Source organism: Listeria sp. ILCC797, from assembly GCF_900186185.1.
Lineage (GTDB): Bacteria > Bacillota > Bacilli > Lactobacillales > Listeriaceae > Listeria > Listeria goaensis.
This window is the reverse complement of the sequence record NZ_FYBS01000001.1, coordinates 230,703-243,682: the sequence shown is the minus strand read 5'-3', so window position 1 is coordinate 243,682 and position 12,980 is coordinate 230,703. Positions and strand designations below refer to the sequence as shown.

Genomic DNA, 12,980 nt, shown 5'->3' with positions numbered 1-12,980 from the left:
TCTTAAAGCGAGGGATAATGATGAAACGGCAAATCAACATTCAAGATGAAATGGTGCCTTATCAAACGAAACAAGATGCCAAAGGACTTATAAAAAGCGAAGCCTTATATAAAATAGATGAAGAAAACGAGCAGACCAATTTTTACTTTTCTGACGGGGAAGTTGTCACGGAAACGGAACCAGATGTACTGGACTGCACGTGCGACAGTCACCTTTACGGGGAACGCGTCTGTAAACATATGTATGCCACTTATTTGAAAAAAGTAGAGTTGCTGCACGAAAAGAAAAAAATCAGTTTGAAAGAACGCATTTTAGAACAAGAATCCGTCACGCTTTTAGCACTTTTTCAAGAAAGTTTAGCGGACCAATTTGAGGTGCCTGTTTTAGATGCAAAGAAAACACTACAAATTGTTTACAATGTTTCATTAAAAACAGAAAACGAAGAGCGACAAATTGTGCTGGAACTAAAAGTCGGCGCCGAGCGGACGTATGTTGTAAAAAACATTCAAGCCTTTCTTGATGCCGTGCGCTACAACCAGTTGCTCGTTTTTACAAAAAATTTCAGCTTTGATCCAAATGAACATACTTTTTCAGAAAAAGACTCCGCCATTCTCGAACTGCTCACGCAAATTTGCGATATCCAGAAGATGTATGAACTGTCCGACAGCTATTTTTCAAGAAGTTACGAAGACGACAAAACGCTTATCGTGACGCCGTATTTGGCAGAAGAGTTACTTCAAAAACTCACAGGGGAAAACGCGAGTTTACAAATAATGAACGAAAAAAATGAAATTTTAATGCGCTATCCCGCTATTAAGATGGTCAAAGGGGAACTGGATTTCAACTATATTTTCAGAAGCACGTCAAACGGGAAATACCAAATTGAACTCGAATCGCTGCAACAAGCTGTTTTTTTAGAAAAATATCAACTCATCTTTTTAGACGGCACTTTCCATCACTTAGAACGAAAAGAATGGCTAAGCATAATGCCACTTTTCGAATTCCAAAAAGTAACGAAAAGTGATGTTGTACAGTTCAACGAAGCTAGATTAAGCGAAATGGTGTCTTACGTTTTGCCAGCACTACAAAAAAGTGGCACAGTCGATGTGGACGAGACCATTCAAAATCGCATCATCAATTTTCCACTTGAGGCAAAGCTTTTTATTTCAATGACAGAAGACGCCAAACATGAGCTGCGCCTGCAATATGAGTATGCAGATTGGATTTTTGAACCTTTTCACACGGGGGAAAACGGAGCGAGCGCCGAGCGAATTGTTATCCGTGACATTGAAACAGAAACAAAAATTATGCAGCTTATTGAAAATGCCCCCATTTTATTTTCTGGAAATCGCATGGTTTTAAGCGCGAAAGAACAAGACTTATACCATTTTTATGCGCATATTGTGCCAAAGCTTAGCGAATATGTTGCAATCTTCATGGCAGACGGTATGGAAAACATGGCATTTCAAGATATTCAGCCAGTGACTTCCTTTGATGTGGCAGAAAACAATACGTTTCTATCAGTGTCCTTCCAATTTTTGGGCATTCCAGAAGATGAAACAAAAGATGTACTTTTATCCTTACGTGAGAAAAAAACGTATCATCGTTTAAAAAATGGCCAATTTTTATCGCTTGAAGACGAAAGCTTTGAGCAAATTAAACGGATTTTCGAATTGCTTGACGTTCGGCAAAATGAAGTCAAACAAACGATGCAGTTGCCCGTCTATCGCGGCATCCAGCTTTATGAACTGGAAAAAGGCCAACAAGATCGGCAAAAATTCAGTAAGAAATATCGCGAATTGCTTGAAGAAGTCCAACATTTTTCCGATGAACATTATAACGTTCCAAAAGCGCTAAATACCACACTTCGCGACTACCAAATTGTTGGCTTTGAATGGATGAAATCCCTTTCGAAATACCAACTAGGTGGCGTGTTAGCTGATGATATGGGGCTTGGGAAAACCATTCAAACGATTGCATTTCTTTTATCTGAGCTGGAGGAAAACGCAGAACTCGAGCCAATTTTAATCGTGACACCAGCCTCGCTCCTCTATAACTGGCTAAATGAATTCCAGACGTTTGCAAGTAGCATAAACGTGGAAATAGTGGAAGGAAGCAAGTTTTCACGCGCAGAACAATTGGCGGAACTCAAAAAAAATCAAGTGTATTTGATTTCTTATCAAACGCTGCGCCAAGATGCGGATTTGCTTGAAGGCAACTTGTTCCATACAATTATTTTAGATGAATCACAAATGATTAAAAACTATACGACGAAAGTTTCACAGGCAGTCAGATTGCTCGATCGTAAATCGATGTTTGCGCTTAGCGGAACACCACTTGAAAATTCGGTGGATGAATTATGGACGATTTTTCAAACGATTTTACCAGGCTTTTTCCCGTCACTACGCAAATTTAAAGAGGTCGACCATCAACATGTAGCTGCGCTCATTCGACCGTTTTTACTTCGACGGCTCAAAAAGGATGTCGCGCGTGAATTGCCTGAGAAAATCGAAACGAATCTTTATTCAGAGCTTACAACTGAACAGAAACAAATTTATTTAGCCTATGTGGAAAAAATTCAAGCTGAACTTGCTTCCGGCGGCTTAAATCAAGGTGAGGAGCATATTCGTTTGCTTGCCGGTTTGACGCGCCTTAGACAGATTTGCTGTGATCCGCGCTTATTTATGCCAGAATACACAGGGGAGTCAAGCAAAGTTACGCAACTGTTCGATACGCTTGGGACAGCACTTCAAGGGGAGAAACGTGTTCTTATTTTCTCTCAATTTACAAGTATGCTACAATTAATTGCAGAAGGATGCGAAGAACAAGAAATTCCGTATTTTTATCTCGATGGAAAAACGAATGCAAAAAAACGTGTCGACGATGTCTTAGCTTTTAATCAAGGAGAAAAAAATGTGTTTTTAATATCCTTAAAGGCAGGCGGCACGGGTTTAAATTTAACGGGTGCCGATACGGTCATTCTATTCGACCTGTGGTGGAATCCCGCGATTGAAGAACAGGCGGCTAGTCGAGCGCACCGAATTGGACAAAAGAAAGTCGTGCAAGTCATTCGCTTTATTGCAAGAGGAACGATTGAGGAACGCATTTTTGAGCTTCAACAAAAGAAACAAGCCTTAGTAGATGCGCTCATTCAACCTGGTGAACAATTGCTTAACAAACTCACCATTGATGAGATGAAAGCACTACTTACATTTAATAAAGAAGGGATGCGTTGAAAAATGGATAAATGGGAAGTTTTGTCAGTAGAAAATGAAGAGGAAGCAGTCAAACAAATCGAACAACTTGTTCAAAAAGGATATACAAAAGAGGATATTTCTGTTCTAGCTAAAAATAAGAAAATGAGTGAGGAAATAGCCGAACGAACTGAAACAGAACAGGAACGCCCAGTAAACGAAGAAGCATTCGGCATCATTTCCGGTATTCTGCAAAGTTTAAGTGGCGCCATTGTCATTCCGCAAGCATATAATCCGAAGTACGGCGCACTCTATGCAGCAGGCCCATTTGCTAAATGGTTTTCACGTACAAATGATAAAACGGTGAAACGTCTACTAGAGGATTTCGATTTAACAGATGAACAAATCGCTCATTTTGTTAGCGAACTTGATGAAGGTAAATTATTATTGCTCGCAAGATAGGCATAAAAAGGCATAACTTTATGCCTTTTTTTATGCTTATAACTAAAACTTATTGTGTTTATGCAAAATAACTTAGTTTACTTATCATGTACTTTCCAGTAAAATAAAGTAGGGAATATCAATCGTTTCGAAATGAAGGAGGAAACGTGGATGACAAACTTGAAAGCGAAAGCAAAATCATCTTTTCAATTGGATGATAAAACGTATCACTATTTTAAATTAAAATCGTTAGAAGCGAACATTGAAAGGTTGCCTTATTCGATTCGAGTGCTCTTGGAATCGGTTTTAAGACAGAGCGACGGCAAGGCAATCACAGAAGAACATATTAAGGGGCTTAGCAATTGGTCGAAAGAAGCAAGTCAAAACGACGGAGAAGTTCCGTTTAAACCTGCACGAGTGATTTTACAAGACTTTACGGGTGTCCCTGCTGTTGTTGACTTGGCTTCACTACGTAAAGCGATGGCGGACTTGGGGGGCGATCCGGAGAAAATCAATCCGGAAATTCCAGTAGACCTTGTTGTGGACCACTCTGTTCAAGTAGACAGCTATGCAAATCCAGAAGCGCTTAAAATCAACATGGAGCTTGAGTTTCAGCGCAATATGGAACGTTATCAGTTCTTGAACTGGGCGCAGAAGTCATTTGATAATTACCGCGCTGTGCCGCCTGCAACTGGAATTGTGCATCAAGTCAATCTGGAATATTTGGCGAGCGTTGTTATCGCAAAAGAGGAAAGCGGCGAAACTATCGTGTTCCCAGATACACTCGTTGGGACCGACAGCCATACAACGATGATTAACGGTATTGGGGTGCTCGGCTGGGGCGTTGGCGGGATTGAGGCTGAAGCAGGAATGCTCGGACAACCTTCGTATTTCCCAATTCCTGAAGTTATCGGTGTGAAGCTGACAGGCGCTCTACCGAACGGCGCAACGGCTACGGATTTTGCACTTAAAGTGACACAAGTTCTTCGGGAGAAAAAAGTCGTAGGGAAGTTCGTGGAATTTTATGGACCAGGCGTGTCGACGTTACCGCTTGCAGACCGCGCAACGGTGGCTAACATGGCGCCAGAGTACGGGGCAACTTGTGGATTTTTCCCTGTTGATGCCGAGTCACTGACATACTTGCGTTTAACGGGCCGCAACGAGGAACAAATTCGCCTTGTTGAAGCTTATTTAAAAGAAAATGATTTATTCTTTACGAAAGAAAACCGTGAGCCTGATTATACAGATACGGTAGAAATTAACTTAAGCGAAATTGAAGCGAATCTTTCAGGACCGAAACGTCCGCAAGATTTAATTCCTTTATCTGATATGAAGGAAACGTTCCAAAAATCCATCTCAGCGCCTGCTGGTAATCAAGGATTCGGCTTAGAACCAGATGCGCTAAATAAACATGCGAAAGTCGTGTACGGAAACGGCGATGAATCCGTGATGAAAACAGGTTCGGTTGCCATAGCCGCGATTACAAGTTGCACAAACACGTCCAATCCATATGTCATGCTTTCAGCCGGCTTAGTCGCAAAAAAAGCAGTGGAACTTGGACTTGAAGTGCCTAAATTTGTGAAAACTTCGCTTGCTCCTGGTTCAAAAGTAGTAACCGGTTATTTGGAGAAAGCAGGATTGCTACCTTATTTAGATAAACTAGGCTTTGATTTAGTCGGCTACGGTTGTACAACATGTATCGGGAATTCTGGTCCATTAAAAGATGAAATTGAAGCGGCGATTCAAGAAAATGATCTGCTTGTGTCAGCTGTTCTTAGTGGAAATCGAAATTTTGAAGGTCGGATTCATGCGCTTGTAAAAGCGAACTTTTTAGCTTCGCCTCCGCTTGTTGTGGCATATGCCTTAGCGGGCACAACAAATATCGATTTAGAAAATGAGCCAATTGGGCACGGAAATGACGGAAAGGCGTACTTCCTAAAAGATATTTGGCCTTCTTCAAACGAAGTGAAACAACTTGTGGAAGAAACCGTAACACCTGAACTATTCCGCGAACAATACGCGCGTGTTTTTGATGAAAATAAAGCATGGAATGCCATCAATACAACAGATGAGGCGCTTTATCAGTGGGACGATACTTCAACGTATATCGCTAACCCACCATTTTTTGAAAACTTATCGAAGGAAAAAGGAAAAGTGGAAACTTTGTCTGACCTTCGGGTGATAGGGAAGTTCGGTGACTCCGTTACGACTGACCACATTTCACCGGCCGGCGCCATTGGGAAAGATACTCCAGCAGGTCAATTTTTACAAGCGCAAGGTGTTGCGATTCGCGACTTCAACTCATATGGCTCAAGACGAGGCCATCATGATGTGATGATGCGCGGAACGTTTGCGAATATTCGCATCAAAAATCAAATCGCAGAAGGTACAGAAGGTGGCTACACAACTTATTTCCCGACAAAGGAAGTCATGTCTATCTACGATGCTTCACGCAAATATATGGCTGATGGCACTGGTCTAGTTATCCTTGCCGGCGATGATTACGGAATGGGGTCTTCACGCGACTGGGCAGCCAAAGGAACAAATTTACTTGGGATTAAAACGGTCATCGCGAAAAGCTACGAGCGAATTCACCGTTCCAACCTCGTCATGATGGGCGTCTTGCCACTTCAATTTAAACAAGGTGAAGGTGCTGACGCACTCGGCTTGACAGGCGAAGAAACATTCCACGTTGCCATTGATGAATCCGTCACACCAAGAAGTCTTGTTGAAGTGACCGCTACTTCACCAAACGGTAAAGTAACGACATTCGAAGCGATTGCCCGCTTTGATTCAGAAGTTGAAATCGACTACTACCGCCACGGTGGTATTTTGCAAATGGTTTTACGCGGAAAACTAGAAAATTAATCCGAAAGACCGCTTTTCAGAAAGCGGTCTTTTTTTAATTGCATTTAGCGAACTAATGTTCTATAATGGGTGGAGAAAGGAAAATGAGATGCGAAAAAACACGTTATTAATTTTACTTATTATTATTAGTTTGATGCTTAGTTTAATCACGTCTATAAGTGGTTATAAAATTCCGTTGCCACCACTTGTTTTAGTTATTTTCACAGCAATCTGTCTTGCACTAGGGCTGATGGAGTGGCGAGCAAAGCATTTTTATTTTGCGTATGTCGCGTTTTTTTGTGGTGCATTTCTGTGCATGCAGTATATTTTAGGAGGATGAGTGTTTATGAGTGAACAAAAGCGATGTAGTTGGGCAGCGAATGGCGATGCTGTCATGCTGGCGTATCATGATGATGAATGGTGCAAGCCGAGCTACGAGGATACATATCTTTTTGAGCTTTTAAACTTAGAGGGGGCTCAAGCTGGCTTATCTTGGCGCACGATATTGAATAAGCGAGCAGGGTACCAAGAAGCCTTTTTACAATTTGATATTGACGCTTGCGCCAAACTGACAGACGAAGAGTTGGCAGACATCGTGAGTAATGCCGCCATTATCCGAAATAAAGCGAAGGTGAATGCCGTTAGAACGAATGCGCAGGCTACCCAAAAGGTGCAGGCAGAATTTGGTTCATTTTCAAAATATATGTGGCATTTTACAGACGATAAAGTGATGAATCATCAACTTAGTGAAGATCAGGAAATGCCGGCGAAAGATGAACTCTCCGAACGAGTAAGTAAAGACATGAAAAAACGCGGCTTTAAGTTTGTCGGCCCCGTCATTGTATATTCCTATCTACAGGCAATCGGTGTGATTAATGATCACGCGGTAACTTGTGCTTATAACCAGCAATGAGTTAAAATTAAAAGAAGCATAAATCCAGGAATAGTACCATTTTCAAAAATGGTTTTTCTGGAATTATGCTTCTTTTTATTGTCGTTTCAAATTTAGATTAACTAAGTGCGACATCTCGTTTTCTAAAGAAATAAAAGCTGATGCCAAGAAATATCAGCACATAGACTGCAAGCCCCGAAATGATTTGCCAAATCGCTAAATCTCCAGCGATGGGGTTTCCAGTAACAGCACTGTTCAAGTTTAACAAGTTAAATATAAGCCATTTCAACCAGTCATATTTTTCGATTGCGATTGGTAAGAGGGCTGAAAGAATAGAACCAGAGAACAATACCCCTAAACTTACACCAACAGCAAGTGCTTGAGAGCGAACAACGGCTGAGAACAAGAAGGCAATACTTGCATAAACAACCATCATAATAAAATTAGAGCCGAGCAGAAGTAGCGCAGATTGCAACGCATTTAATGCCCCAGAATCTGGTGATACTGGCATGAGATACGCCCCGCTAGGCAAAATGAATGAGAATAAGAATGCAGAAATAAATAGCACAATGCTCGTAATCACAGCATACAGAATGACAACCGCAAGCTTAGATGCAAGAATTTGACTTCGCGAGTAAGGCCGAGCTAAAAGCAATTTAATTGTTCCACCCGAAAATTCGGAAGCAACGATCATACTTGCTATGACAGCAACTAGAATGCTCGCAATCATATTCATAGTACCAAGACTTGCAAAAAATTCTGCACCAGTCATAGAACTTACAGATGACATTGGTATTTTACCTTCATCAGCATAAACTTGATAATAATCTATTTGTTTTTGGATGTTTTCCTGATCTTCTTTTGGAGCTGCTTCCTTTGAAACTTTTAAAGCAGCGACAGAATCTTTAGGAGAAAGGACCTTTTCTGTATAACCAGTTGCTTTATTCTCATTTTGTGCGTTCCAGTAGTCATCTTCTGAAATAGGTTGTCCGTCCGCATTATAATAAGATGTAATTCCTTGTGGTTGCAGCTTTTCTTCCACACCGTCTGTTCTTGAAATCGTGAACATCAACATAGTCATCAAGAAAATCAGAACAACAAGAATAATTTGCATACTCCAACTTGATTTTTTTAGAAATAATTTTTGAAACTCGTTTTGAATTAAACGCATTAGATTTCCCCCCCGTTTGTAAGTGCTAAGAAGCGATCTTCGAGTGAGAATTGAACTTTGGATAATTCAAGAATGTCCAAATTAGCCCGGATAAGTGCGCGGGCGATTTCTGGAAGGACTTCGCGCGTCACATTTAACACAAACTGATTCTCTCTTTGTTCAATGATTTCGAGGTCAAGCGTGTCTAATACGAGCATAGCGCTAGCGCCGTCTGAAACCTCAAGTGTGACTTTTAACGTTTTATCCGCAGTTAAATCTGTCATTTTCTCAATGTGCGTCAGATGCCCTTTGTCAATAATGGCAAAGCGATCCGTAATTTGTTGAATTTCAGCTAAGAGATGACTTGAAATTAAAACAGAAGTGCCATTTGCAGCGAGCTCTTTAATCAGCATTCGAAATTCCGCCATGCCTTGTGGGTCAAGCCCATTTGTTGGTTCATCGAGAATGAGTAGGGCAGGTTCATGAATTAAAGCTTGTGCAACGCCAAGACGCTGGCGCATACCAAGAGAATACGTTCTAACTTTATTATGAATCGCATGACTCAATTTTACTTTTTCCACAATCGCGCTAATTTCCTCATCTGAAATATCTTTTCGACTCATACGCGCAAATTGCTTTAAATTTTTCCAGCCAGACATATACATGTAAAATTCAGGATTTTCAATGATAGCCCCAATATTTTGAATGGCTTCTTTGAAGTTTTCGTCTAAATTGACCCCGCAGATGGAAACTTGCCCATTTGTTTTCGAGATTAACCCAACGATGGAGCGAATAATCGTTGTTTTTCCTGCACCATTTGGTCCAAGTAAACCGAAAACTTCCCCTTTTTCAATTTCAAAACTAATGTTATGTATGATTTCTTTTTTGCCAATTTTTTTCGAGATATTTTCAAGTTGTAACACCGTTTCAGGCATTTGCTCACTTCCTTTTTCACAGAATATAATCAGTATACACAAAATCTACACAATTAACATGAATCTATAGATTGGTCATCGATTAGGTCTTTAGGTGTAGAAAAAAACAACTTGCTATGTAAGCTTGGCATACTTACATGCAAGTTGTTTTTAGAGATTGTATATTAGGGAATGAAGATAACAATCTACGCTACTCATTTCTTTAAAGGTGGGAGCGAGTCTTCATTAAACGCCTTTGTAAGCTTCAACATAAATTTGTTTCAATTCGCTGACAAGAGGTTGTTTTGGATTCGCTGTTGTACATTGGTCCATAAAGGCGCGATCAGCTAATGTGTCTACAACGGCATCAAATTGTTTCTTATCAACATTTTGTCCTTTAAGACTCATATCAATTCCGATGTCTTTACCTAACTTAATGATGGCATCAACAAGGGAAGCAACGCCTTCTGCCGCAGTATTCGCTTTTAATCCAAGAATACGAGCAATGCGAGCATAATCTTCGTCAGCAGTAAAGCTTTCATATTTAGGGAATAAAGCATGTTTTCTAGGTTTAAGCGCATTGTAGCGAATAACGTGTGGCATTAAGATAGCGTTCGCACGACCATGTGGAATGTGGAATTCCGGTCCGATTTTATGTGCTAAACTATGGTTGATTCCAAGGAATGCATTCGCAAAAGCCATACCAGCTAGGGCAGAGGCATTATGCATTTTCTCACGTGCATCCTCATCACCTTTAAGAACAGAATCGCGTAAGTTGGCGAACACTAATTCAATCGCTTGAATGGATAAACCACGTGTATAGTCGCTTGCCATAACAGAAACGTAAGACTCAATAGCATGCGTTAACACGTCCATACCAGTATCAGCTGTGATGTGTGCTGGAACAGTTGTGACATACTGTGCATCAACAATCGCAACATCTGGCGTAAGTTCATAATCAGCAAGCGGATATTTAATGTTGTTTTCTTTGTCAGTAATAACTGCAAATGGCGTTACTTCAGATCCAGTACCACTTGTAGTTGGGATAGCAACAAATTTAGCTTTTTCCCCAAGTTTAGGGTATTTGAACGTACGTTTACGAATATCCAAGAATTTTTGTTTTAAGCCAAAGAACGAAGCTTCAGGATGCTCATAAAACAACCACATACCTTTTGCCGCGTCCATAGCCGAACCACCACCGAGCGCGATAATGCAATCTGGTTTAAAGTCTTTCATAAGTTCTGCACCTTTATAAACGGTGACATCAGACGGATCTGGTTCAACGTCAGCAAACACTTGATAATCCACATCGTTTGAACGACGTTTTAAGTGGTCGATAACAACGTCAACGTACTTAAATTGTACCATTCCAGGGTCAGTCACGATAAATACGCGATTTAAACCTTCCATTTTTTGCAAGTATTGCGTGGAATATTTTTCAAAGAATACTTTCGGCGGTAATTTAAACCATTGCATATTATTTCTCCGATCTGCGATACGCTTTACATTTAAAAGGTTCGTTGCACTAACGTTTTGCGAAACAGAGTTTTTACCGTAAGAACCACATCCAAGTGTAAGGGAAGGGATAAAGCCGTTATAAATGTCTCCGATACCGCCTTGAGCAGATGGTGCATTCACGATAATACGGCAAGCTTTCATACGAATACCAAATTGTTTTTGCGCTTCACTATCTGTTGAATGAATAACAGCCGAGTGACCTAAACCGCCATATTCAAGCATTTCTTCTGCGCGGTCGAAAGCTTCTGCTTGATTTTTCGCTTCAATGAAAGCAAGAACTGGGCTTAATTTTTCATGAGAAAGCGGATATTTATCACCCACGCCTTTAATTTCAACGATTAAAATTTTCGTTGTTTCTGGAACTTTAAAGCCAGCTTGTTCAGCAATCCAAGCAGGGGATTTACCAACAACGTCAGGGTTTAATGTGCCTTTTTCAGGGTTGATAACATAGCTTTCAAGTTTTTTGAATTCAGCGCCTTTTACAAAATAGCAATCGTTAGCAGCGAATTCTTCTTTCACTTCTTTCACAATTTCTTTGTCAACGATGACAGCTTGCTCAGACGCACAAATCATACCTTGGTCAAATGATTTAGAAAGAATGATGTCGTTAACAGCGCGTTTAATTTTTGCTGTTTTATCGATGTAAGCAGGAACGTTACCAGGACCAACGCCTAGTGCCGGTTTACCAGTTGAGTAAGCGGATTTAACCATTCCAGCTCCACCTGTAGCAAGAACTAATGCAACTTTATCATGATTCATAAGTTGTTTTGTTGCCTCAAGAGATGGCTTTTCAACCCATTGAATACAGTTTTCAGGTGCGCCAGCTTTTACAGCTGCTTCATATACGACACGTGCCGCTTCAGACGAACATTTTTGAGCACTTGGGTGGAAAGCAAAGATAATAGGATTACGCGTTTTAATGGCAATAATCGCTTTAAATAAAGTTGTTGAAGTTGGATTGGTTACGGGTGTAACACCAGCAACAACGCCAACTGGCTCAGCAATTTCGATAACACCAGTTTGTTTATCTTCGTTAATGATGCCTACCGTTTTATTTGCTTTAATGTTATTCCAAATATATTCCGTTGCGAAAATATTTTTGATACATTTATCTTCATATAATCCACGACCAGTTTCTTCTACAGCCATTTTTGCAAGTGGCATATGTTGGTCAAGTCCTGCAACAGCCATTGCATGCACGATGGAATCAATTTGTTCCTGCGTGTAATTTTCAAAGGCTTTTAGCGCTTCTGCACCGTTGTTTGCTAACTTATCAATCACTTTTTGAACTTCTAAAACTTCGCGAGTAGCTTCTTCTTTAATTGCCATTTTTACAACCTCCTAGAATTATAAGGGACTTAAAATGTCCAACAAAGACTTAAAACGTCCCTATGTGTTTAAAAAAATTTGGCAGTCGACTTTTACCAGCTTTTTTAAGGTGTGACTTGATTACACCGTTAGTATACCTCAGCATAAAAAGTTTGTAAATAGTTTCACGTGAAAAGATTCACAAAATATTAAAATTAAGTCTTAAGGTCTATTTCGAAAGCGTTTTCTGGTTCTTTTGTTTTAGAAAAAAGGGGAATGAAAAATTAGGCTTGCAATTTAAATTTAATTTTGTTAAGATGAGAACAACTTAAAATAACAGCGTGAATGAAAGAGTAAGTAACCTAAAAAATTGTTTCAAGAGAGCCTGCGGTTGGTGTGAGCCGGTAACAATGATTAGTGTGAATGGACTTTCTAGCTCTAAACTGAACGGGGTAACCAAGTAGGATTTAGCGATTAAGCCTTATCGTTATACAAGGCACCATTTAGCTTTTGGCAGATGGAATAAAGTGAACTTAAATTTTTAAGTTAATCAAGGTGGCACCACGGGTCTTCCGTCCTTGTCTAGTAATTAGACATGGACGGGAGACCCTTTTCGTTTTATATGAAAAAGCACGAAGCAGGAAGAGTACTTTATTTGGAAAGTATAGAGAGCAAGCGGTTGGTGGAAGCTTGTCTGGAAAAATAAAGGAATGGGC

8 protein-coding genes and 2 other annotated features (1 of these 10 only partly in view) are annotated in these 12,980 nt (G+C 40.3%); of the genes, 5 read left to right on the top strand and 3 right to left on the bottom strand.

Annotated elements, in window-relative coordinates; genetic code table 11:
* The first annotated feature begins 20 nt into the window (after positions 1-20).
* The 5 genes from BN1609_RS01170 to BN1609_RS01150 all read left to right on the top strand — a co-directional run bounded on the left by BN1609_RS01170 (position 21) and on the right by BN1609_RS01150 (position 7,395).
* Positions 21-3,236 (top strand): DEAD/DEAH box helicase, encoded by a 3,216-nt coding sequence (locus BN1609_RS01170; RefSeq protein ID WP_088808813.1) that lies wholly within the window; start codon positions 21-23, stop codon positions 3,234-3,236.
* Positions 3,237-3,239: 3 nt separating this feature from the next.
* Positions 3,240-3,656, top strand: a complete 417-nt coding sequence (locus BN1609_RS01165) for a general stress protein (protein WP_088808814.1) — start codon at positions 3,240-3,242, stop codon at positions 3,654-3,656.
* Positions 3,657-3,806: 150 nt separating this feature from the next.
* Positions 3,807-6,503 carry an aconitate hydratase AcnA gene (acnA, locus tag BN1609_RS01160; RefSeq protein WP_088808815.1) on the top strand — a complete coding sequence of 899 codons (2,697 nt, stop codon included), beginning with the start codon at positions 3,807-3,809 and terminating at the stop codon, positions 6,501-6,503.
* A gap of 88 nt (positions 6,504-6,591) precedes the next feature.
* A complete protein-coding gene (locus tag BN1609_RS01155) occupies positions 6,592-6,822 on the top strand; it encodes a hypothetical protein (protein WP_240310278.1) in 231 nt (76 codons plus the stop codon).
* Positions 6,823-6,828: 6 nt separating this feature from the next.
* The gene (locus tag BN1609_RS01150) at positions 6,829-7,395 is read left to right on the top strand and encodes a DNA-3-methyladenine glycosylase I (RefSeq protein ID WP_088808817.1); all 567 of its coding nucleotides are present in this window, start codon (positions 6,829-6,831) and stop codon (positions 7,393-7,395) included.
* 97 nt (positions 7,396-7,492) lie between these two features.
* On the opposite strand, the gene BN1609_RS01145 is transcribed toward BN1609_RS01150, so the two are convergent.
* The 3 genes from BN1609_RS01145 to adhE form a co-directional block, all read right to left on the bottom strand.
* The gene (locus BN1609_RS01145; RefSeq protein WP_088840415.1) at positions 7,493-8,545 is read right to left on the bottom strand and encodes an ABC transporter permease subunit; all 1,053 of its coding nucleotides are present in this window, start codon (positions 8,543-8,545) and stop codon (positions 7,493-7,495) included.
* Positions 8,545-9,459, bottom strand: a complete 915-nt coding sequence (locus BN1609_RS01140) for an ABC transporter ATP-binding protein (RefSeq protein WP_088840414.1) — start codon at positions 9,457-9,459, stop codon at positions 8,545-8,547. Before BN1609_RS01140 ends, BN1609_RS01145 begins: the two co-directional genes overlap by 1 nt.
* Before the next feature lie 225 nt (positions 9,460-9,684).
* On the bottom strand, positions 9,685-12,285 hold the full coding sequence (gene adhE / locus BN1609_RS01135; RefSeq protein ID WP_088840413.1) for a bifunctional acetaldehyde-CoA/alcohol dehydrogenase: 2,601 nt from the start codon (positions 12,283-12,285) through the stop codon (positions 9,685-9,687).
* Between the two features lie 312 nt (positions 12,286-12,597).
* Positions 12,598-12,847: a binding site (T-box leader), on the top strand.
* Positions 12,848-12,888: 41 nt separating this feature from the next.
* Positions 12,889-12,980, top strand: a binding site (T-box leader) (it continues 119 nt past the right edge of the window).

Bases quoted from the DNA above. Each gene is read 5' to 3' on its own strand.
- acnA (WP_088808815.1), top strand. From the start codon at position 3,807: ATGACAAACTTGAAAGCGAAAGCAAAATCATCTTTTCAATTGGATGAT.
- BN1609_RS01150 (WP_088808817.1), top strand. From the start codon at position 6,829: ATGAGTGAACAAAAGCGATGTAGTTGGGCAGCGAATGGCGATGCTGTC.
- BN1609_RS01140 (WP_088840414.1), bottom strand. From the start codon at position 9,459: ATGCCTGAAACGGTGTTACAACTTGAAAATATCTCGAAAAAAATTGGC.
- BN1609_RS01170 (WP_088808813.1), top strand. From the start codon at position 21: ATGAAACGGCAAATCAACATTCAAGATGAAATGGTGCCTTATCAAACG.
- BN1609_RS01165 (WP_088808814.1), top strand. From the start codon at position 3,240: ATGGATAAATGGGAAGTTTTGTCAGTAGAAAATGAAGAGGAAGCAGTC.
- adhE (WP_088840413.1), bottom strand. From the start codon at position 12,285: ATGGCAATTAAAGAAGAAGCTACTCGCGAAGTTTTAGAAGTTCAAAAA.
- BN1609_RS01145 (WP_088840415.1), bottom strand. From the start codon at position 8,545: ATGCGTTTAATTCAAAACGAGTTTCAAAAATTATTTCTAAAAAAATCA.
- BN1609_RS01155 (WP_240310278.1), top strand. From the start codon at position 6,592: ATGCGAAAAAACACGTTATTAATTTTACTTATTATTATTAGTTTGATG.